The organism is Terrisphaera buseokensis (assembly GCF_047521145.2).
Classification (GTDB): Bacteria; Verrucomicrobiota; Verrucomicrobiia; order Opitutales; family Opitutaceae; genus ER46.
The window spans coordinates 4,586,431-4,606,742 of the sequence record NZ_CM134186.1 but is presented as its reverse complement, the minus strand read 5'-3'; the positions used below and the strand labels follow the sequence as shown (position 1 = coordinate 4,606,742).

Here is a 20,312-nt window from a genome sequence, read left to right as displayed (position 1 = left end):
GCGCGCATTGGGACATTGCCACCGGCGAGCGTCCGGATCATTCTCAGGCCGTGATCGCGTCCATCGCGTTTCGAAATTTCAAGGCCCTGCGCAGCACGCGGGTGGTCCTGACCCCGTTCAACCTGATCATCGGGCCGAATGGCAGCGGCAAGACGAGCTTGATCGAGGCGCTCATGCGGTTGCGGACATTGTCCAAGTTGCCGCTGAGCGACGACAGCACCGGGCCGCAGAAAGAAGGCGGACCCGAGATCGAATTTGCGCTCAACCCGCCGCATGCCGGGATCGTGGTCCGGCTCGGGTGCGTTTCGGAAATGGTGTGCGACACGCTGCGGATCGATCCGGCCGGGGCGCCAGGCTGGTCCGGGCTTCGTTCTGAACTGGGTTCGATTCGCAGCTACGTGCTGGAACACGAGGCGATGTCCCGGCCTTCCGCGAAGACGGATGGCGCGGTGCTCCGACCCAACGGCGCCAATCTGGCCGCTGCACTCGCTCACCTGCGCACGCATGCACCCGACGCTTTTTCCGCCCTGACCGCCGAGCTGCTGCGCATCATGCCGGAGTTTCGCTCACTCGAACTCGTCGAGCACGCCGACGATCAAGTTGAGTTCGGCCTGCGACTGGTGGAGAACGGCCTCGTCCCCGCCGCCGAGCTCTCCCAGGGAATGCTGTACCTGATCGGCATGCTGGTCCTCGCGTTTGATCCGAAGCCGCCGCGGATCCTGTGTATCGAGGAAGTGGATCGCGGCATTCACCCACGGATGCTGCGTGAGGTCCGGGACGCGTTGTACCGGCTGAGTTTTCCGGCGTCGTTCGGCTCCGCGCGCCAGCCCGTCCAGGTCGTGGCCACCTCGCATTCCCCGTATTTCATCGATCTCTTCCGCGATCATCCCGAAGAGATCGTCATCGCCCACAAGCACGGCCGCGCAGCGGAGTTCACGCGGCTGACGGACCGGCTCGATCTGCCCGAGCTTTTGCGTGAGGGATCGCTCGGCGACATGTGGTTCAGCGGCATTCTCGGCGGTGTGCCGGAGGAGGAATGATCGCACGCCCCATGGAGCAGTCGGCGCAACAGAGCGGACGGAGTGGCGAAGGCGATTTTTCGCCCGCAGGTTCCAATGAACACGCCCGAGAAATTCCGTCTTGCGTGTATTCCATGTGTTCCGCGGGCACCGCCGCATGAAGGTCGCCCTCCTCAGCGAGTCCCCGGCGGATGAAGCGGCCTTGCGCGTGCTGGTGTCGGCGGTGCTGAAAACCCAGCCCGCATACGTGGCTCCCGGTTTTCGCGCGCGCGGCTGGCCGAACGTTGGACAGCTGATGCCGGCGGTGCTGCGTCACCTGCATTTCAATACCGACACCGACCTGCTCGTGGTCGTCGTGGATTCCGACGACTCCGTGGTGCACACCGCGCGGCACGACGCGCCCGACTACTTTCATCCGCACTGCCGGATGTGCCAGCTCCGGGCCATCTACCGGCAGACGACGAAGAAGCTGCCGCGCGCGCACGGACGTGATCGCGTGATTCGGGCGGTCGGCGTGGCGGTGCCCGCGGTGGAGGCGTGGTATCTCTGCGGTCGCGACGACTCCGTGAGCGAGGCGGTCTGGCTCGCGGGGCAGGAGAGTGGCCGCCAGCCGTATTCGCGGGCGGAGCTCAAACACCGCGTCTACGGCACCGACCGGCCGAGCCTCCCGCACGAGACCGCCGTCGCGGTCCGTGAGGCCGGACGCCAGCGGCACGACACGCGCCGGCTGGAGCATGACTTCCCGGGCTTCGCCGCCCTCGCCGCCGACCTGCGCGCGGCCCAGCTGCCAAGATAGTTGACATATCAACCATGGTAGTCACAACCGTTGGCATGCGCCGGAAGCTTGCCTTCGAACTGACCACGGCGGTGATGGCCACGGCCGCCACCTTTCTGCGGGAGAGCCAGCGGCTTTTCCGCCCGCACGGGCTGACCGCCGCCCAGTACAATGTCTTGAACGTGCTCGTCGGCCGCCCCGACGGCATGAGCCAGCGCGAACTCGGCGATCTGCTGGTCGTGGACCGGTCGAATGTCACGGGCCTGCTCGATCGCATGGAAAAGGCGGGCTGGGTGCGGCGGGCCGACGATCCCGCTGACCGCCGCGTGTACCGCGTCACGGTGACGGCCTCGGGCCGCGCGCTGTGGGCGCGGATCGAGCCGCGTTATCGCGAGGTCGTGGACCAGGTGACCCGCCGCTTCACCGTGAAACAAATGGGCGAGGGGCTGGCGCTGCTGCAGGGGCTCGGCGAAGCCGCGACGCGTTGGACCCTGCCTGAGGATTGAACTCCACCGCCATGAAGACCTTCGAGGAAAAGCTGGAGCAGGCGAGTGCCGGTTGGGTCGACGCCGGCGTGATCACGTCCGGCCAGCAGGCGGAGATCCTGCGCCGGCATCCGGTGGTGGCAGGTGGGTCGACGCGTTTCATCGCCATCGTGGCGACGATCGGCGGACTTCTCTTTGCGGTCGGCGTGAGTCTCTTGATCAAGGCCAACTGGGCGGCGATTGGCGACTGGACCAAGCTCCTCGGACTCGTGGCGCTGCTGGTGTCGGCTTACGCTGCCGGCTGGAAACTGACCTGCGGGGAACACCGCTCCCCGATCGGTGAGGTCTGTTTGATGGTGGGCGGCATCTTCTTTCTCTGCGGCATCGCGCTGGTGAGTCAGATCTATCACCTGAACTCCCGGCCGGCCAACGGCGTGTTGCTGTGGTGGCTGGGCATCGCGGCGGTGCCGTGGCTCACGCGGGCCAAGGGCGCGCAGTTTCTCTGTGTGGTTGCGGCGCTGGTGTGGTTCGGCATGGAAATGGCCACGCCGGGATCCTGGATCGAAGTGGGTGCGCGGGCGCGGGGCACGTCGCACGACTGGCCGTTCTTCGCGGCGACGTTCGTCGTGCTCGGCGTGGCGCTCTGGCTTTCGGGCCTGGCGCTGCGCGGCACGCGTTGGGAGACATTTTCCGGCCTGCAGGAAAAATGGGGCATCGTGGTGACGGGCGCGGCGCTGTACTGGCTGGGTTTTCTCCGGCACGACTGGAAGCATCGCTGGGAGCACGTGGCGGGAATGGATCGCAGCACGTGGCTCGCGCTGGCCGTCGGCCTCGGACTCGTGGCGGTGGCGGCGCTCGCGGCGGGCCGGGCGGCGCGACCGGCGTTTCGGGCCCTGGGCCCGTGGCTGGCGCTCGCGTTGATCGCGCCGCTGGGCGTCGCGGCGATCCCCGCTTCGACCGACGCCGGCTGGCTGTGGAGCGTGGTGGCCTGGATCGCGCTGTTTGCGCTCTCGATTGCGGTGGTGCGCGTCGGGCTCGAGACCGGCCGCGAAGGCTGGGTGAACCTCGGCATTCTTTTCGTGGCCGCGAACATCATCACGCGCTACTTCGATCTCTTCGGGACACTCCTCGAAGGTGGCGTGTTCTTCATCCTGACCGGCGTGCTGGTCACGACGCTTGGCATTTATCTGGAAAGAAAGCGCCGGTCACTGCTGGCCGGTATCCGCCGGGAGGTGACGCCATGAGCCGCTCCCTTCGCTGGTTTGGCCTGATCGTGATCGCGCAGGCGGTCTTTCTCCTCGGCTGGGCGGGGTGGCACGAGCACGTGCGAAGGTCCGCGCCGGTGGTGCGACTCAAGACCGTGCCGGTCGATCCGCAGGATTTGCTGCGCGGTGACTACATGATTCTGCGCTATGAGATTTCCGCGGTGACGCCGCCGGCACCGCGTCCGGGCGACGATCCGTCGACGCGCAACGCCGAGTTCTGGGTCACGCTTGAACCGCGGGACGGATACTATTTCGCGCGCGCGTCCAGCTGGGATGAGCCGGTCCTGACGCCGGGGCAGTTCGCCGTGAAAGGCTGGCCGGGCAAACGCGGCGTCGCGTACGGCATCGAGGATTACTACGTGCCCGAAGGGAAGGGGACGCCGCGCTTCACTTCCATCGAAGTCGATGCGGTCGTCGGCCCCGCGCACCGGCTTTACCTCAAGCGCGTCCTGGTCGACGGCAGGTCGTATCCGTAGCCCGCGCGACGACTCCGCTTCCTCGGCTCGAGACGTTTCGCCAATAAATCCCGTTGAACGATCGCCCCGCAAACCCGCATAAAACCCTGCGCTGATGGCCACCCCACTTTTTCGCCGCCGGACGTATCTGCCTTTCTACCTCGAGATCATCGCCGCCCTCATTGCCCGGCTCCTGTACCGGGTGCGGACCAGCGGCCTCGATCGGTTTCCGGAGAGTGGCGGTGTGCTGCTGATTTCGAATCACATCACGTACGTCGACGTGGTGGTGTTGCAGCTGGTGTGTCCGCGGCCGATTCGTTTTGTCGGTCACCGCGGCCTGCGCCGGAATCCCTTTTTCAACTGGTGCTTCGAGGCGTGCGGTTGCATCGGCATCTCCTCGGAGGCGCCGCGCGAGGGCATGCGGGCGGCAGTCAAGGCGCTGCAGCGCGGTGAAGTGGTTTGCCTGTGTCCGGAGGGTCACATCTCGCGGACCGGGCAGCTGATGGAAATCAAGAAGGGCTTCGAGGTGATCGCCCGGCAGGCGCAGGTGCCGGTGGTCGCGGCGTCGATTGACGGACTCTGGGGCTCCATCTTTTCCTTCGCGGGCAACAAATACCTCTGGAAATCGCCGCGTCTGATGCCGACGCATGTGTTCATCGCGTTCGGCCGGCCGACGCCCTGCGATGAGGTGTCCGCGGCGTGGGCCCGGCGCGAACTGCTGGATCTCGGTGAACTCGCCTTCAACGAACGTCCCGTGCTGCGCCGCCACCTCGGACGCGAGTGCGCGCGCACGCTGACCAAGCATCCGTGGCGTGAGTTCATCGTCGATCGCACGGCTGCACGCCGCGTGCTCACCTGCGGCCAGCTCTTCGCCGCGGCCGCGGTGCTCTCCCGGCGGATTCGGGCCACGGTGCCGGAGCGGCGCGTGGGTATCGTGCTGCCGCCGGGGGCGGGCGCGTTCATCGCGAATCTCGGCGTGATGTGCGCGGGCAAGATTCCCGTGAATCTCAATTTCACCGCGGGCAGGGCCGCGCTCGAGACCTGCCTGCGCATCGGCGGCGTGAATACGGTGATCACGGCCGACGCCCTGCGCGCCAAGGTGCCGGCGTTTCCCTGGCCGGAGCGCACACTCGATCTCAAGTCCGAGATCGAGGCCGCGGGCGGAAAGAAGGCGATGCTGCCCTGGCTCGTCGCCGCCTGGCTCCTGCCGAACCAATGGTGCGCCACGCTGGTCGGTCTGCCCCAGCGGGGCGACGGCGAGGAGGCTGGATTGCTGTTCACCAGCGGCAGTTCGGGCGAGCCGAAGGGCGTCGCCCTGACCCATCGCAACATCCTCGCGAACTGCGCGCAGATCTCGTCGCTCTCGATTCTGCCGGAAACGTGTTCGCTGCTCGGCTGCCTGCCGGTGTTTCATAGCTTTGGTTTCACCGTGACACTCTGGTACCCGATGTTGCGCGGCTGCCGGATCGTCACGGTGCCGAGCCCGCTTGAAACACGAAAGATCATCGACGCCATTCGCGACGAGGCGGTCACGGTGCTGATCGCGGCGCCCACCTTCGTGCGGCCGATCCTGAAGAAGGCGGAGCCGTCGGAACTGCGCACGCTCGATCTCCTCGTCACTGGGGCGGAAAAGCTGCCGGCCGATCTGTACGAGTCGTTTCTCGAGACGTTCCACATTGAGATCCTGCAGGGCTACGGCCTCACCGAGACGACGCCCGCCGCCAACATCAACCAGCCGCACCCGCCCGTGGTGCTTTCGACCAATGAACCGCAGGTGGGGAAGCGCTTCGGGTCGGTCGGCCGGATGATGCCCGGCATGACGGCCCGTATCATGGACCCGGAGACGGGCCGCGAGCTGCCGTTCACGGAGACCGGGGTGGTTCTGTTCCGCGGCGCGAATGTGTTTTCCGGCTACCTCAACGATGCCGACAAGACCCGCGCCGCCTTCCAGGACGGCTGGTTTGTGACCGGCGATCTCGGCCGCTTCGACGACGAGGGGTTTCTCTTCATCGAGGGCCGGCTGTCGCGTTTCTCCAAGATTGGCGGCGAGATGGTGCCGCATGGCACGGTGGAGCAGAAGATCACCGAGGCGTTCGGCTGGGAGGATATGGAAACGCCGGCGGTGTTCGTGACCGGCGTGCCGGATTCGACCAAGGGCGAGGCGCTCGTGCTGCTGACCACGCAGGACGTCACTGTGGAAGGCCTGCGCGGAAAACTCGCCGAGCTCGGCGTGCCAAACCTGTGGGTGCCGCGGGTGATCAAGCAGGTCGACCAGATTCCCATGCTGGGCACCGGCAAGACCGACCTGAAACGATGCCGCGAACTGGCGCAGGAAAAGCCGGAGTAACAGCGCCGCCCCGCCGCGGCGGCAAAGTCACTTCGCCGCGGCCGGCAGTTCGAGGACGAAGGTGGCCCCGTGGCCGATGCCGTCGCTGTGCACCGTGAGATTGCCCTTCATCTCGCGGGCAACGTTCAGGGACGAGTGGAGGCCAAACCCGTGGCCGCCGGAACGCGTGGTGAAGCCGTGGGTGAAGATCCGATCCACGTTCTCCTGTGGAATGCCGATGCCGTTGTCCTGGACGACCAGGCGCACGCGGCCGGCCTCGCCCGGTTCGATGCGCAGCGTAACGATGCGCTCGGCGGCGCGACCTTCGTCGGCGGCGTATTTGGCGTTGCGGATGAGATTGATGAGGATCTGCAGCACCTTCGCCTTCTCCACCACGATGGACGGCACCGGCTGGTAATCCTTCACGCACGAAACGTGGTGCCGCACGAGCGCGCCGGCGTTCATGCGCAGGGCGTCGTCCATCAGTTTCGCCGGATCGAGCGTCTCGACGGTGCCCAGCATCGTCGCGTACGTCTGCTGCATCGTGACGATCTCCTTGATGTGATCGATGTTCTCCTGGAGGCAGGTGACCTCCCGCTGGATGCGATCACGCTCCTCGATCCAGTTCTTGGCGAGGGAGTCGATGAACTCGGGTACGCGGCGACCTTTGGGGTCGTGGGCAATGAAGTTGCCGACGTCCGTGCCCCGGTCCTGCAGCAGGGCCGATAGTTTAACGATGCTGTCGGCGCGCGACTGGTGCAGGCTCGTGGCGATGACGCTGGCGGAAACGTTCAGGCTGTTGAGCACGTTGCCCACGTTGTGCAGCACGCCGGTGGCGACCTCGGCCATGCCCGCCATGCGGGACGCGTCGAGAATGTGACGCTTGGCCTGCTCCAGCTCGTGTTTGACCTTCTCGGCCGCGGTGACGTCCGTGCTCAGGCCGAAGGTGCCGATCACGCGGCCGGCTTCGTCGTAGAGCGGCAGCTTGCTGACCTCGGTCCAGCCCTCGCGGCCGTCGAGCCACTGGGTGCGCTCCAGCTTGCCGAGCACGGGCGTGCCGGTGGCCATGATGCGCTCCTCGTCCTGCCGGGCTTCGCGGGCATGACGCTCGGCGAAGAAGTCCGCGTCGGTCCGTCCGATGAGATCGCGCGGCTCCAGGTGGTGGCGGCGCGCTTTCGAGTGACTCACGGCCACGAACCGGCTCTCGCGGTCCTTGAAATAGACGATGTCCGGCGCGTGTTCGAGAAACGCGGTGACGAGCGCCTGCTCCAGATCGAGATCCGTGCCGGCGGTCATGTCGAGCAGCGGTGAGGACGCGGATGTCATGAAGCGGCGGATACTGCGGCGGAGACCGGCAGATCCAGGATGAACGTTGCGCCGCGACCCGCGCCGGCGCTTTCCACGGTGAGCGTGCCCTTCATCTCCCGCGCCGCGTTCGCGGCCGAGTGCAGCCCGAAGCCGTGGCCGTTGGCGCGCGTGGTGAAGCCGTGGGCGAAGATGCGCGTCAGAATGTCGGCGGGAATGCCGACGCCGTTGTCGGCGACGATGAGGCGCACGCGATCCGCCCGGGTGCCGGGGCAAATCCGCAGCACGAGCCGCTTCTCCACCTGCTGGCTCTCCTCGCAGGCGGTCCGGGCGTTGCGGATCAGGTTGACGAGGATCTGCAGGACTTTGGCCTTCTCGCCGAGGATCGCGGGGACCGGTTGAAAGTCGCGCTCGATCTGCACCTCGTGGCGGTGCAGCGAGTCGGCGTTCATGCGGAGTGCGTCCTCCATCAAACCGGTGGGATCGAGGGGCTCGACCGTGCCGAGCATGGTCGCGTAGGTCTGCTGCATCGACACGATCTCCATGATGTGATCGATGTTCTTCTGGATCGCGCCGATTTCCTGGAGCAGGCGCGCACGCTCGTCTGTGGCGTGGCGCGCGAGCGACGCCAGAAACTCCGGCACGCGCCGGCCCTTCGGGTCGTCGGTGAGAAAGGAGGCGAGATTCGGCTGATGCTCGCGCAGCAGCGACCCGAGCTTGCCGAGGCTCTCGGCCTTCGACTGCCGCAGGCCGGTCGCGATCACAGCGGCGGAAACGTTGAGGCTGGTGAGAACGTTGCCGACGTTGTGCAGCACGCCGGTGGCAACTTCGGCCATGCCGGACATGCGCGAGGCGTCGACGAGTTCCTTGTGCGCGTCGTCGAGGGCGAGTTCCATCTCCCGGGTCGGCGTGACGTCCTTGCTGAGGCCGAACGTCCCGACGATTTCGCCCGCGGCGTTGCGGAGCGGCAGCTTGTTCGTCTGCAGCCAGGTGACGGTGCCGTCGCGGGCGAGACACTTTTCCGATTTCCCGAGTATTTCCCGGCCGGTGCGGATGATCTCCTGTTCGTCGTCGAACGCAGCCTGGGCGTGGGCGGGATCGAAGAAGTCGAAGTCCGTGCGTCCGATGATGTCGGCTGGACTTCGACCGCCGAGAGCGCGGACCAGCGAGTGGCTCACGGCAATGAAGCGCGACGCGCGGTCCTTGAAGGAGACGAAGTCCGGGATCTTTTCGAGAAAGGCCGAGACGAGCGCGCGATCGAGGGGCGTGGGTGGAACTTCGAAGGTGGGCTGGAGTGCCGGCGTCATTGGGCGAGCGCGCACGGGGCGACTTCTTCCGCGCCGCGCTGGGGCGGGAGATAGCGCTGCAGGATGGCTTGCAGCGCAGTGGGCCGGACCGGTTTGGCGAGATAGTCGTCCATGCCCGCCTCGAGACACATCTCGCGATCTCCCGCCATGGCGTTGGCGGTCATGGCAATGATGCGCAGCTCCCGCGGGAAGGCGGGATCGCCCGCGGCCTGCGCGGCGCGGATGTGGCGCGTGGCCGTGATGCCATCCATCTCCGGCATCTGCGCGTCCATGAGGATCAGTGCGTAGGCTTTCCGCTGGACGGCTTCGACCGCCTCCCGGCCGTTGTGCACGATGTCCGCCGCGTAGCCGAGATTGCGCAGCTGCAGCAGCGTGACCTTCTGATTCACGAGATTGTCTTCCGCGACGAGAATGGCCGTTTCCTGACGAAGCGGCACGGGGGGCACGTGCTTCACGGCATCGCCGATCAGTCGGGCCGCCGCCGCGCCGTTGCTGCGCGCCGCCGCCATGGTGCGGGACAGCGTGCTGCGCAGTTTTTCGGGATGGATCGGCTTCAGCTCGCAGGCGGCGAGGCCGTGTTCCTCCATCTGCGCCTGCAACAGGCGTTCACCGCGGGAGGTGAGCATCACGAACGTCGGCCGGGGAATCGCCGGGTCGGAAATGACCATCGCGGCGAGACCCAGGCCGTCGATGTCGGGCATGTGATGATCGAGAATGACGAGGTCGAACGGATCGCCGGCCAGCGCGGCATCCCGCAGTTCGAGGAGTGCGGGCAGTGCGCCGTCGACCGCCCGATGCGGGAGGCGCCAGCCGGTGCACAGATGAATGAGCAGTTTCCGGTTGGTGGCGTTGTCGTCGACAATCAGCGCGTGATGGCGCTCGAGTTGGGACGGCGCCAGCGCGGGGCCCGGCAGCGGATCGATGGGAAGCTCCAGGACTGCGGTGAACCAGAAGGTGGAACCCCGGCCGTCGGTGCTCTCGACGCCGATCTCGCCGTGCATCAATTCGGCGAGACGCTTGCAGATGGCGAGGCCGAGGCCCGTGCCGCCGAAACGCCGCGTGGTGGAGGTGTCGGCCTGGACGAAGGGTTGGAAAAGCCCCGTCTGAACCTCCGGGGGGATGCCGACACCTGTATCCGAAATTTCAAAACGCAGGATCGGCCGCCGGTCACGGCGTCCGTCGGTCCGCACCCGCAGCACCACCTCGCCCGCCGCGGTGAACTTGATCGCGTTGCTCAGGAGGTTAAGCACGACCTGACGGAGCCGCACCGGGTCGCCGCGGACGCGCGAGGGCACGTCGGCGTCGATGTGCATCACCAGTTCGAGCGATTTGCGCGCGGCCGCGTCGGCGTGGAGGTCGACGGCGAGCTCGAGATGTTCGGCGAGGTCGAAGTCGATCGATTCCAGCATCAGCCGTCCCGCCTCGATTTTGGAGAAGTCCAGGATGTCGTTGATGATCGTCAGCAGCGTCTCGCTGCTCTGGCACAACGTATCCGCGAGGTCGCGCTGTTCGGTGGAGAGCGGCGAGGACAGCAGGAGGTTCGCCATGCCGATCACGCCGTTCATGGGCGTGCGGATTTCATGGCTCATGTTGGCGAGGAACGCGCTTTTCGCGCGGTCGGCGCTCTCCGCGATGTTCTTGGCGCGCTTGAGATCGATCTCCATCGCGAGCCGCCGCATGATTTCATCCTGCAGCGTGCAGTTCGTGGCCTCGAGCGCCGCGGTGCGCTCGCGCACCCGGCGTTCGAGCTGGGCGGCGTGGGCGTGCGACTGCTGGATCAGATTCCACTTTTCCGTCAGCGCGTTCGCGAGTTGGAGGACCTCGATGGCCTCGAAGGGCTTCTTCAGGATGACGAGCCGATCGGAACGCCCGAGCTTGGTGAGCATCTCGTCCCAGGAATAGTCGGAGTAGGCCGTACAGATCACAATCTGCAGGTCGGGCGCCGCTTTCCACAGTTCGATCGTGGTCTCCACGCCATCCCAGCCCGGCGGCATCCGCATGTCGACAAACGCCATCGCATACGGCCGGCCGGCGGCGTTGGCGGCCATGACCATTTCCAAGCCCTCGTGCCCCTGATGCGCGTCGTCGACGACGAAGGGCTCAAACTTCGGCCCGGCCGCCGTGGTCGAGTCGAGCAGTTCCGCCTCCAGCTCGTCCAGCGACGCCGCCGCACTGCTTACCGGCGGGCAGAGAATTTTGCGCACGTCCGCGTGGATCGCCGGGTTATCGTCGATCACCAGAACGCGATGATTCCGCGCTAGAGCTTCGGCCGCCGCTGCGTGCATGTCAGATGGTTCTCCGGTTGAACGGAGATAATGAATACGGCGTTAATCGGTCCCGCGGCCTGAAGGTTAAGGGCGAGTTCCGCGTGCTGCCGGGGCCGGCGTGCGGGAAACTCTTACCAACCAACTGGCCCGGTGTCGCTGCCCGCTCCGACTCATCGGTCGCATCGGGTGGATCCTCGGTGGGCGGCAGCCGAAACGCGGCCAAACGTCGCTTCCACCCGGCCGAATTCCGGTTGGAAAGCCTCCCGTCTACCGGAATTCCGGTAGTTTAGGGGGTTTCCTCCTGCCAAACGGTGGTTTTTGTCCGTGACAACGCTGGCCGCCTCTGGGCCGGACCCTCCTGCCGTCCTCAATTCCATGTCGTCGCCAACGTTCAACTCCGAGTCCCGCCCCGAGCCGATCGTGGTTCTGGTCGCGGACGACGTGCCGGAGATCCGGGAACTGGCCCGGCAGTGGCTGGCCGATGCGGGGTACGCGGTGATCACGGTGGGAACCGGGCGCGACGCCCTGCGCGTGCTTCGGGCGGAGCCGATCCAGGTGGTGGTGACCGACGTCCTCATGCCCGACGGCGACGGCCTGGAGGTGATGGCCGAGATGAAGCGCATGAAGTCTCCGGCCGGAATCCTCGCGGTCTCCGGCGGTGGTGATCTTCTGCGGGCCGACGATTGCCTGAAGATTGCCCGCGGGCTCGGCGCCCACGAGGTGCTGATGAAACCCTTTCTGCGGTTGGATTTCATGGCGGCGTTTGAGCGGGTCCTGCGGTCACGCCGGCCACCGGCGGTTCCGTAAAGCCAGCAGTGCCCCGGCTCGTGGCGGCGACGGCGATCCGCGCCGGTCCCGGCGTCACGATGCCGCGGATACGCCTGCCGGTCCGCCGCCGCCCGCCACCGGCGCCTGGAAAACCTTTTCGCGCCGGCTGGCGCTGCGTCCCTGAAACGCGACGCGTTCCTCCGGTGGTTTGTAAGCGCGATGCCTATAGCCGGTCCGGGTCGGATCCGCGGCGCACTGCAGCTGGAAATCCTGCATGCGCTTGAAAAGCCCGAGCAGTTGCTCCGGCAGCGGGTAGCGATCGAGGCCTGCGTGTTCGAGCGCGAGCAGCAGCTCGTGCGTTGCCTCCAGCGTGGAGAGGCAGCCGGGATTCGGCTGGTGTTTGATCACGTAGCGGCTCGGGGCCGAGGGCGTGAACATGATCTTGGGCAGACGCTGCAGGCTCGCACTGAGCCGGAGCATCTTTCGACCCAGCGCCCACGTGGCATCAAGGAGGAAGACCACGAGCTGGCGGGGCGGAGAATCGGCGCCGAGCGGAGTCAGCGCGGCAAGCGGTGCGTCCGGTGATGCCGTGGAAAGGTTGATGGCGTCGCGTCCGGGGTAGAGGAGCACGGGTAGGTTGCCCGGATCGCGAATCAATGCCTGCACCTCCTCGTGGTCATCGAAACCGATGCCCATGTGCACCTCGCTGCGTGTCAGGCACAGGTGCGTGAGCCGGCCCGTGGCGGCCTTCTCCTGCTTGAATTCCTTCGGATGCATCAGAAACACGAAGCGCGTCCGTGTTTCCATCGGCGTGATCGAGCCGCACCAGCACAGCGACTGGGGCCAGAAGCAGCGGTAGCAGGTGACGCGCATGCTAGGACTTCTTCGCCGGTGCCGCGGGCGCCGGCGCACCGGGCCGCAGCGTCAGTCCGAGCGCGTGATCGGCGGGCGTCAGGCCGCGACGGTATCCTTTGAAGGCATACGGCGTCGGTTCGAACGGATCGACGAAGCGCACGTCGGTGCGCTCGGGGATGTCGAGTTCGAAACCCCAGAGCACGGCGTTCACCACCAGGCGGCGCAGGCCTTCGTTGGCGAGGTCGGTGGCGGCGCCAAGCGTGGTGCAGAACACGCGATTCGGCTTTCCCGTCGCGGGTCGGTGCGTCCGCGTCCATGCCGCCGGCATCGCGGGATCGTTGATCCCCTGTTCCTGGTTGTCGGACTTCCGCTGCTTGCGGTACGTGTCGGGTTCGTCGTGCGGATTCATGCCCTTCAGCACGTAGCCGCGGAGAAGGATTTTCGCGTCGGCAACCGGATGCGTTTCGTACACGCCGGAGTCGCCGAAGACATCGCTCACGCCGCGGAGGATCGGATCGCTTTCGGCGCCGGGTTCGATGACGCCGCGCGTGGCGCCGCGCCGATTCGCGCCCCAGTGGCTCACCCAGTTTTCACCCAGCACCTCGCGGCCGAAATGGTTGTACTGCTTGTAGGTGCTCGGGCTGTTGGTGGGAAAACGAAACGCGTGCGTGCTCGTGCGCAACGCCACGATCGGCACGCCCCGCGCGACCGCCGCGGCAAAATGCTTCATGGCGGCGTCGGGCCACTGGCGGAAACGCAGCGCCATCACGATGCCGTCGGCTGTATCCAGCGCCTCGATGCCGCCGACGCTGGTGTTGTTGTCGGGATTGATCGTGCCATCGGGATCGAGCGCAAAGAGCACGGTGCATTTGAACCCGTGCCGCTGGCTCAGGATTTTCGCGAGCATCGGCAGGCCTTCTTCGCCGCGGTACTCCTCGTCGCCGGTGAGAAACACGAGATGCCGGCCCCGGCCCGGCCCGGGCTGCGCGGCATAGGTGATCGTCGGTGCCGACGCAGCGTGAACCAACGGCGCGCCGCCGAGCGTCAGCAGGCCGGCGAGGGCGAGGAAAAGGGCGCGGGGTGACGTCATGGCGCCTTGCTGCGCGGGATGCCGCGCGGGGTCAATGCTGGGACGGTGGACAATCCCGCGGACATGCGTTTCGTTGGCGCACCCCAACTCCCATGTCCTTGCTCAAAGCTCTTCTTCGGTTCAGCGCAGTCTGCAGCGTCGGTCTATCGGTGGCTTTCGCCGCAGACGACGGGCGGCCGGCCGCTGCACGCTACGAAACGCGCAACCAGCCCAGCCGTGACGGCATCGGCAAGGTGTATTTCGGGCGCGAGATTTCGCATGTCATGGGGCACCAGGCGGCGAACTGGCTCGAGCGGCCGGAGCGCGAGACCGAGGAGCGGACCGATCTCCTGCTCGAGGCGCTGGCGCTGAAGCCGGGGGAAATTGTCGCCGACATCGGCGCGGGCAGCGGTTATTTTTCGTGGCGGATGGCGCAGAAGGTGGGCGAGCAGGGCGTGGTGTACGCGGTCGATATCCAGCAGCAGATGCTCGACATTCTGATGAGCCAGATGAACCGCCGGAAAGTGGGCGCGATCGTGAAACCCGTGCTCGGCACCGTGCAGGATCCGAAGCTGCCGGCCGCGGGCGTCGACACGATTCTCCTCGTGGATGTCTATCACGAGTTCGACTTTCCCTACGAGATGACGCGGGCCATGGTCGCGGCGTTGAAGCGCGGCGGCCGGCTCGTGCTGGTCGAATACCGCGGTGAGGATCCCGACGTGCCGATCAAGCCGTTGCACAAGATGACCGTTGCGCAGGTGCAGAAGGAAATGAGCGTGCACCCCATCCGGCTGGAGAAGGTCCTCAAAGTTCTGCCCCGGCAGCACATCATCGTGTTTCGCAAGGACTGAGCGTCCAAGGTGGTCGCTCGCGGCTCACGCGATTCGGCGAGGGAGCTGGAAGCTCCCTCTACTTTGCACGTGATGGGCTTGGCGGCAGTAGCGGGAGCATCCTGCTCCCGTGCTCCGAAAGTAAGTCACGTCGATTCGCGTGATTCCCGGAAGGATAGGTTTCCCGCGCACCTCCGGGTGTGTTGCCAAACGTGTCTTTGCCTGTCCAATGACAGCAGTCGGGGCGCGACCTGCGTTGCCGGCGTATTTCCACCCGTGCTCCGGCCCTACCTCTGTCTCCTCGTCGCTTCCCTTGGCGGACCACTGCCCGCAGGGTTTGCCGCCTCGGCCCCGACCGCCGCGTCCGCGCCGTCGGTGTCGTTCAACCGCGACATCCGTCCGATCCTCTCGGACATCTGCTTTCACTGCCACGGCAACGATCCGAAGTCCCGCAAGGCGGGCCTGCGGCTCGACCTCCGCGACGAAGCACTGAAGCCGACGAAGAACGACCTGCTGCCGATTGTGCCGGGCAAGCCGCACGACAGTGAGATCATCCTGCGAATCATGGACGCGCAGGATCCGATGCCGCCCGAGGAGTCACACAAGCGCCTCACGCCGGAACAAAAGGAACTGTTTCGCCGCTGGGTCGCCGAAGGCGCAGTCTATGAGCCGCACTGGGCCTATGCGCCGCTCGTGAAACCGGCCGTGCCCGCCATCGGGGCGGCGCATCCGATCGACGCCTTCATTCGCGCGAAACTCGCAGAAAAGAAAATTTCGCCGTCGCCGGAGGCGGCACGCACGCGGTTGCTGCGCCGGGTGTCGCTTGATCTCACGGGCTTGCCGCCGACGCCGGAGGAAGTCGCCGCGTTTCTCGCCGACGACCGGCCCGGTGCCTACGAACGTCAGGTGGATCGGCTGCTGGCGTCGCCGCGTCATGGCGAACGCATGACGGTGTGGTGGCTCGATATCGCGCGCTTCACCGACACGGTTGGGTTTCACGGCGACCAAAATCAGCGGATCTTTCCGTATCGCGACTACGTGATCGACGCCTTCAACACCAACAAGCGCTTCGACCAGTTCACGATCGAGCAGCTCGCCGGCGATTTGCTGCCGAATCCCACGACCGCGCAGCGCGTCGCCACCGGCTACAACCGCCTGAATATGATGACGCGCGAGGGCGGGGCGCAGCCGAAGGAATATCTTTCCAAATACGGCGCCGAACGCGTGCGGTCCGTTGCCGCCGCGTGGTTCGGCAGCACGTTTGGTTGCGCCGAGTGCCACGATCACAAGTTCGATCCGATCAAGGCGCGCGACTTCTACGAGCTCCAGTCGTTCTTCGCCGATGTGAAGCAGTGGGGCGTGTATTCCGATTACGGTTACACCAAGAACCCGGATCTCGAGGGCTTCACCAACGATCATCCGTTCCCGCCCGAGATCGAGGTCGACAGCGCCTACCTGCAGGCCCGTCAGCGTGAGGCCGAGTCCGCGCTGGCGGCCCACCGCGCCACCACCCGGGCCCGTTGGCGCGAGGCCGGCGCGACCGCGACGCTCGAGTCGTGGATCGCCGAGTCCCAAGCGTGGCTCGCGCAGCAGCCGGCGGGCTGGCAACAGCCGCCGCTGACCGCGACCCTGGTCAGGGGCAACAAGCCGGCGGCCGGTGTTTCCGTCGCGATCGACGACCAGCTCACCGTGTTTCATCGCACGCCACTCGCACGCGGCGAGAGTTTGAAACTGACGCTCCAGCCGTCGCCCGGACGCTTGGCCGCCATCCGACTCGACGTCATCGACGAACCGGTTCGCGACTCCGCGCAGAGGAAAAACGCCGCCGCGCGCAACGCCCTGCGCCTCGCCGCCAGCATCCGCGGAACCGATGGCAAGGAGCGGAAGCTGGAATTCGTGTATGCCGACGCCACCGTGAAGGAGGCGCGCTACGAGAACGGGACCGATGTGCTCGGCATCGTCGGCGGCTGGAAGGTGCCGTCCGGGAACAATCCCGGCCGCCCGTCCGGTATCTGGTTACTGGCGACGCCGCAGGTTCTGACCACGGATGAGGCGCTGGTGCTGACCGTGACCGGTGAGGCGGCGATGCCGCTGCGGGTGGCCGTGAGTCCCTTCGGCGCCGAGGATCCGCTTGCCGTGGCTTCGGAACCGTTGCGCGCCGCGTTGCACGCGAATGCCGCGATGCGGACGCCCGCGCAACGCGATCTGATTGCGGACACCTGGCTGCTCAGCACGGCGGATGATCGCGCCGCATTCGATCGCCAGCATCAACTCGCCGCCGCGGTGCGCGCCACGCGCAACGGCCGCGCCTCGACCCTCGTCACGCAGGCGTGGGACCCTATTGAAGTGCGCGTCCTGCCGCGCGGCAACTGGCAGGATGAGTCCGGTCCGGTGGTGCTGCCGGCAACGCCGAGTTTTCTCCCCGGGCGCATCGAGAGCACCGAGGGCCGGCGGCTGACCCGGCTCGATCTGGCCCGCTGGATCGTATCAAACGACAACCCGATCACGGCGCGCACGGTTATGAACCGGCTGTGGCAGCAATGCTTCGGCACTGGCTTGAGCGCGGCGGTCGACGATCTCGGGTCGCAGGGCGAACTGCCGTCGCATCCGGAGTTGCTCGATTGGATGGCCGGCGAGTTTCGCGATCGCGGCTGGGACTTGCGGCACATGCTGCGGCTGATGGTCACGAGTGCGACCTACCGGCAGAGCAGCAGTCTGCGTCCGGAATTGCGCGAACTGGATCCCAACAACCGGCTGCTGGCATCGCAGAATCCGCGACGGCTCGAAGCCGAGTTCATTCGCGACAACGCGCTCTTTGTCGCCGGTGCCCTCAACCTCAAGGACATCGGCGGGCCCAGCGCGAAGCCGTATCAGCCGGCAGGATATTACGAGGCGCTGCAGTTTCCGAACCGCGACTACATGGCGAGCAAGGACGACAGCCAGTGGCGTCGGGGCGTCTACATGCATTGGCAGCGGACGTTTCTGCACCCGATGCTCGCGAATTTCGATGCGCCCGCGCGTGACGAGTGCGCGGCGCAGCGCGTGATCAGCAACACGCCGCAGCAGGCGCTCACGCTCCTCAACGATCCGACCTTCGTCGAGGCGGCCCGGCTCTTCGCGGCGCGCGTGCACGCGTCCGGCACGACCGATCCCATGCGGCTGCGCCAGGCGTTTCTCCTCGCGCTGGGCCGCGAACCCAGGGCGGCTGAAACCGCTTCGCTCCAAACGTTCCTCGCCGGCCAGCGCGACTACTACCGCTCGAACGTCGCCGAGGCAGAGAAGTTGATCCGCGTGGGATTCTCGCCGCCACCTTCGGGTGACGCCGCTGAGTTGGCCGCGTGGACAAGTCTCGGCCGCGTGCTGCTCAACTCCCAGGAAGTCATCACCCGTTATTGACCATGCCCCGCTTCGATCCCACGCGCCACGCGCTGAGCGTCAATCGCCGCGCCTTCCTGACCCAGAGCGCCTACGGCCTCGGCGGCCTGGCCTTTGCCCTGCTGCAAAATAAACTGGGCGCCGCGGCGTCCGGCGCGAGTCGTCCGCCCGGGTGGAACGGCGCGCTCGCGCAGTCGCATTTTCCCGTGAAGGCGAAGCGCGTGATTTTTCTTTGCATGGCGGGCGGGCCGTCGCAGTTCGAGACCTTTGACTGGAAGCCGGAGCTGAAGGCGCTGGACGGCAAACCGTTTCCCGAGTCGTTCACCAAAGGCCAGCAGCTCGCGCAACTGCAGAACACCGTGCTGAAGGCGCGGGGCGCGTTCACGTCGTTCCAGAAGCACGGGCAGTCCGGCATCGAGGTAAGCGAACTCTTTCCGCATATCGGCAGTGTGGCGGACGACCTGTGCGTCATTCGCTCGATGCAGACCGAGCAGATCAATCACGACACCGCGCACGCGTTCATGAACACCGGCTCGATCATCAAGGGCCGGCCGAGCATGGGCTCTTGGCTGTTGTACGGGCTCGGGGCAGAAACGCAGGAACTGCCGGGCTTCGTCGTGCTGACCTCGGCCGGAAAGTTCGGGTTGCAACCCATCTCCGCGCGGCAGTGGTCGAGCGGCGTGCTGCCCAGCCGGTTTCAAGGCATTCAATTCCAGTCGCGCGGCGACGCCGTGCACTACGTGGGCAATCCCGACGGTGTGTGCCAGAGCACGCAGCGACAGGTGGTGGACGAAATCAGACGGCTCAACGGCTTCCTTGCGGAGGAGCAGGTGGACCCGGAGATCGCCACGCGTATCGCGCAGTACGAGCTGGCCTTCAAGATGCAGACGAGCGTGCCGGAGCTCACTGATTTTCGCCGCGAGCCGAAGGAGATGCTCGATCTCTACGGCATCAAGGAGCCCGGTGACGGCAGCTTTGCGTCGAACTGCCTGCTCGCGCGGCGGCTGGCGGAGCGCGGCGTGCGCATGATTCAGTTGTATCATCGCGCCTGGGACCACCACGGCGATCTCGAGAACGGCATGAAGGCCGGCGCGCGCGACGTCGATCAGGCGACCGCCGCGCTGATCAAGGATCTCAAGCAGCGTGGGCTGCTCGACGACACGCTGATCCTGTGGGGCGGAGAGTTTGGTCGCACGCCCATGGGGCAGGGCACCGGACGTGATCATCACATCCTCGGCTTCAGTGTGTTCATGGCCGGTGGCGGCGTGAAGGGCGGCGTGACGTACGGCAGCACCGACGATCTCGGCTATCGCGCCGTCGACAATGTCGTCAACGTCCACGACCTCCACGCCACGATGCTCGCGCTGATGGGCATCGACCACGAGCGCCTCAACAGCAAGTTCCAGGGCCTCGACGTCCGCCTCACCGGTGTCGCCGGCAAGGTGGTGAGCGGAATCATGGCGTGAGGGGGCGGGCTGAGAGAAGAGAAGTTGAGAGCTGAGAGTTGAGAGTTGAGCGATCGGGCGGGACATTCCCTCTTTACGCTCTTTGCTGCACGGATCGAAGTGTCCGACACTCACGTGTCGCCCCAATGAGTCGGAGTCCACTGGAGCCGCGATGCGGATTGGCTGTTTCTCTCTCAACTCTCGGCCCTCAACGCTCAACTACGATCCGCTGTCGTGCTGACCGCTGAAAGCGGCGGGAGTCCGAACTCGTTACGTTCCGTTGCGCCCGCTCAGCACGGCTGATGGCCCCAGTCCGTCTCCTTCAGCTCCTTCTCGTATAACGCCATCTGCTCCTCAGGCGTGAGGGCATTGGCCGGCGGAGAGTCCGCCGGTGATGCGACGGGCGCAGACGCGGCAGGCTTCACGAGCGGTGGGCTCGGGCGGGCGACGGAGGAAGGGGGCGGGTCATCCGGCATGCGGTTGAAGCTAGGCGCTCACGCACTTTTTTTCCAGTCCACATACCAGGCTTCAAGTCGCGTGCGCGCCCAGGGCGTTTTGCGCAGGAAGGTGAGGCTCGACTTGATGCTGGGATCGAATTGGAAGCAGCGCACCGGGATGCGGTGGCCGAGTTCGTCCCAACCAAATTCCTCGACCATCTCGGTGAGCAGTCGCTCCAGGGTGATGCCATGGAGCGGATCGCGCGAAGGAGTGGCGTTCATGATGCGGGGCATCGTTGGCGTTCCCGCGGGCTAGGCAAGAGTGGCTG

At 66.1% G+C, this 20,312-nt stretch carries 17 protein-coding genes; 10 read left to right on the top strand and 7 right to left on the bottom strand.

The features are described 5' to 3' along the window. The first annotated feature begins 50 nt into the window (after window positions 1-50). The 6 genes from ACLJEU_RS17315 (at window position 51) to ACLJEU_RS17290 (ending at window position 6,346) form a co-directional block, all read left to right on the top strand. Window positions 51-1,040, top strand: a complete 990-nt coding sequence (locus ACLJEU_RS17315) for an AAA family ATPase (protein ID WP_414660256.1) — start codon at window positions 51-53, stop codon at window positions 1,038-1,040. A 136-nt stretch (window positions 1,041-1,176) separates the two neighbouring features. Beyond that, window positions 1,177-1,815 (top strand): hypothetical protein, encoded by a 639-nt coding sequence (locus ACLJEU_RS17310; RefSeq protein ID WP_414660257.1) that lies wholly within the window; start codon window positions 1,177-1,179, stop codon window positions 1,813-1,815. 35 nt (window positions 1,816-1,850) lie between these two features. After that, window positions 1,851-2,300 carry a MarR family winged helix-turn-helix transcriptional regulator gene (locus tag ACLJEU_RS17305; protein WP_414660258.1) on the top strand — a complete coding sequence of 150 codons (450 nt, stop codon included), beginning with the start codon at window positions 1,851-1,853 and terminating at the stop codon, window positions 2,298-2,300. An 11-nt stretch (window positions 2,301-2,311) separates the two neighbouring features. Next, window positions 2,312-3,523, top strand: coding sequence for a DUF2157 domain-containing protein (locus tag ACLJEU_RS17300; protein ID WP_414660259.1), 1,212 nt, complete (start codon window positions 2,312-2,314; stop codon window positions 3,521-3,523). Next, complete coding sequence (locus ACLJEU_RS17295; protein ID WP_414660260.1) at window positions 3,520-4,020, top strand: GDYXXLXY domain-containing protein; 501 nt, start codon at window positions 3,520-3,522, stop codon at window positions 4,018-4,020. Before ACLJEU_RS17300 ends, ACLJEU_RS17295 begins: the two co-directional genes overlap by 4 nt. Window positions 4,021-4,114: 94 nt before the next feature. Further along, on the top strand, window positions 4,115-6,346 hold the full coding sequence (locus tag ACLJEU_RS17290; protein WP_414660261.1) for an AMP-binding protein: 2,232 nt from the start codon (window positions 4,115-4,117) through the stop codon (window positions 6,344-6,346). A gap of 27 nt (window positions 6,347-6,373) precedes the next feature. On the opposite strand, the gene ACLJEU_RS17285 is transcribed toward ACLJEU_RS17290, so the two are convergent. From ACLJEU_RS17285 to ACLJEU_RS17275, 3 genes are read right to left on the bottom strand one after another with little or no spacing between them, the layout of a single operon-like run. Next, complete coding sequence (locus tag ACLJEU_RS17285) at window positions 6,374-7,651, bottom strand: PAS domain-containing protein (protein ID WP_414660262.1); 1,278 nt, start codon at window positions 7,649-7,651, stop codon at window positions 6,374-6,376. Next, complete coding sequence (locus ACLJEU_RS17280; protein WP_414660263.1) at window positions 7,648-8,937, bottom strand: ATP-binding protein; 1,290 nt, start codon at window positions 8,935-8,937, stop codon at window positions 7,648-7,650. The genes ACLJEU_RS17285 and ACLJEU_RS17280 overlap by 4 nt, the downstream gene beginning before the upstream one ends. After that, the gene (locus ACLJEU_RS17275) at window positions 8,934-11,174 is read right to left on the bottom strand and encodes a response regulator (RefSeq protein WP_414660264.1); all 2,241 of its coding nucleotides are present in this window, start codon (window positions 11,172-11,174) and stop codon (window positions 8,934-8,936) included. Before ACLJEU_RS17275 ends, ACLJEU_RS17280 begins: the two co-directional genes overlap by 4 nt. Window positions 11,175-11,579: 405 nt before the next feature. Here ACLJEU_RS17275 and ACLJEU_RS17270 point away from each other — a divergent pair, with 405 nt between their 5' ends. Further along, entirely contained in the window at window positions 11,580-12,011 is a 432-nt protein-coding gene (locus ACLJEU_RS17270; protein WP_414660265.1) for a response regulator, read from the top strand. 54 nt (window positions 12,012-12,065) lie between these two features. Here ACLJEU_RS17270 and ACLJEU_RS17265 read toward each other — a convergent pair whose 3' ends face one another. Both ACLJEU_RS17265 and ACLJEU_RS17260 read right to left on the bottom strand, forming a co-directional pair. Next, complete coding sequence (locus ACLJEU_RS17265; RefSeq protein ID WP_414660266.1) at window positions 12,066-12,845, bottom strand: tRNA-uridine aminocarboxypropyltransferase; 780 nt, start codon at window positions 12,843-12,845, stop codon at window positions 12,066-12,068. A 1-nt stretch (window position 12,846) separates the two neighbouring features. Beyond that, window positions 12,847-13,917: a ThuA domain-containing protein gene (locus ACLJEU_RS17260; RefSeq protein WP_414660267.1), complete on the bottom strand. Its 1,071-nt coding sequence runs from the start codon at window positions 13,915-13,917 to the stop codon at window positions 12,847-12,849. A 92-nt stretch (window positions 13,918-14,009) separates the two neighbouring features. Here ACLJEU_RS17260 and ACLJEU_RS17255 point away from each other — a divergent pair, with 92 nt between their 5' ends. The 3 genes from ACLJEU_RS17255 to ACLJEU_RS17245 all read left to right on the top strand — a co-directional run bounded on the left by ACLJEU_RS17255 (window position 14,010) and on the right by ACLJEU_RS17245 (window position 19,567). Next, window positions 14,010-14,747 carry a class I SAM-dependent methyltransferase gene (locus ACLJEU_RS17255; RefSeq protein ID WP_414660268.1) on the top strand — a complete coding sequence of 246 codons (738 nt, stop codon included), beginning with the start codon at window positions 14,010-14,012 and terminating at the stop codon, window positions 14,745-14,747. Window positions 14,748-15,002: 255 nt separating this feature from the next. Further along, window positions 15,003-18,122 (top strand): PSD1 and planctomycete cytochrome C domain-containing protein, encoded by a 3,120-nt coding sequence (locus tag ACLJEU_RS17250; RefSeq protein ID WP_414660269.1) that lies wholly within the window; start codon window positions 15,003-15,005, stop codon window positions 18,120-18,122. A 2-nt stretch (window positions 18,123-18,124) separates the two neighbouring features. Next, window positions 18,125-19,567 (top strand): DUF1501 domain-containing protein, encoded by a 1,443-nt coding sequence (locus tag ACLJEU_RS17245; RefSeq protein WP_414660270.1) that lies wholly within the window; start codon window positions 18,125-18,127, stop codon window positions 19,565-19,567. A 269-nt stretch (window positions 19,568-19,836) separates the two neighbouring features. On the opposite strand, the gene ACLJEU_RS17240 is transcribed toward ACLJEU_RS17245, so the two are convergent. Together ACLJEU_RS17240 and ACLJEU_RS17235 are read right to left on the bottom strand one after the other, a co-directional pair. After that, on the bottom strand, window positions 19,837-19,971 hold the full coding sequence (locus ACLJEU_RS17240; RefSeq protein ID WP_414660271.1) for a hypothetical protein: 135 nt from the start codon (window positions 19,969-19,971) through the stop codon (window positions 19,837-19,839). A gap of 69 nt (window positions 19,972-20,040) precedes the next feature. Next, the gene (locus ACLJEU_RS17235) at window positions 20,041-20,265 is read right to left on the bottom strand and encodes a VF530 family protein (RefSeq protein WP_414660272.1); all 225 of its coding nucleotides are present in this window, start codon (window positions 20,263-20,265) and stop codon (window positions 20,041-20,043) included. Window positions 20,266-20,312: the final 47 nt, after the last annotated feature.

What these genes read in the sequence shown, in the direction of transcription:
- ACLJEU_RS17310 (WP_414660257.1), top strand. Translation starts at nt 1,177, where the DNA reads ATGAAGGTCGCCCTCCTCAGCGAGTCCCCGGCGGATGAAGCGGCCTTG.
- ACLJEU_RS17305 (WP_414660258.1), top strand. Translation starts at nt 1,851, where the DNA reads ATGCGCCGGAAGCTTGCCTTCGAACTGACCACGGCGGTGATGGCCACG.
- ACLJEU_RS17300 (WP_414660259.1), top strand. Translation starts at nt 2,312, where the DNA reads ATGAAGACCTTCGAGGAAAAGCTGGAGCAGGCGAGTGCCGGTTGGGTC.
- ACLJEU_RS17295 (WP_414660260.1), top strand. Translation starts at nt 3,520, where the DNA reads ATGAGCCGCTCCCTTCGCTGGTTTGGCCTGATCGTGATCGCGCAGGCG.
- ACLJEU_RS17290 (WP_414660261.1), top strand. Translation starts at nt 4,115, where the DNA reads ATGGCCACCCCACTTTTTCGCCGCCGGACGTATCTGCCTTTCTACCTC.
- ACLJEU_RS17285 (WP_414660262.1), bottom strand. Translation starts at nt 7,651, where the DNA reads ATGACATCCGCGTCCTCACCGCTGCTCGACATGACCGCCGGCACGGAT.
- ACLJEU_RS17280 (WP_414660263.1), bottom strand. Translation starts at nt 8,937, where the DNA reads ATGACGCCGGCACTCCAGCCCACCTTCGAAGTTCCACCCACGCCCCTC.
- ACLJEU_RS17270 (WP_414660265.1), top strand. Translation starts at nt 11,580, where the DNA reads ATGTCGTCGCCAACGTTCAACTCCGAGTCCCGCCCCGAGCCGATCGTG.
- ACLJEU_RS17265 (WP_414660266.1), bottom strand. Translation starts at nt 12,845, where the DNA reads ATGCGCGTCACCTGCTACCGCTGCTTCTGGCCCCAGTCGCTGTGCTGG.
- ACLJEU_RS17260 (WP_414660267.1), bottom strand. Translation starts at nt 13,917, where the DNA reads ATGACGTCACCCCGCGCCCTTTTCCTCGCCCTCGCCGGCCTGCTGACG.
- ACLJEU_RS17255 (WP_414660268.1), top strand. Translation starts at nt 14,010, where the DNA reads ATGTCCTTGCTCAAAGCTCTTCTTCGGTTCAGCGCAGTCTGCAGCGTC.
- ACLJEU_RS17245 (WP_414660270.1), top strand. Translation starts at nt 18,125, where the DNA reads ATGCCCCGCTTCGATCCCACGCGCCACGCGCTGAGCGTCAATCGCCGC.
- ACLJEU_RS17235 (WP_414660272.1), bottom strand. Translation starts at nt 20,265, where the DNA reads ATGAACGCCACTCCTTCGCGCGATCCGCTCCATGGCATCACCCTGGAG.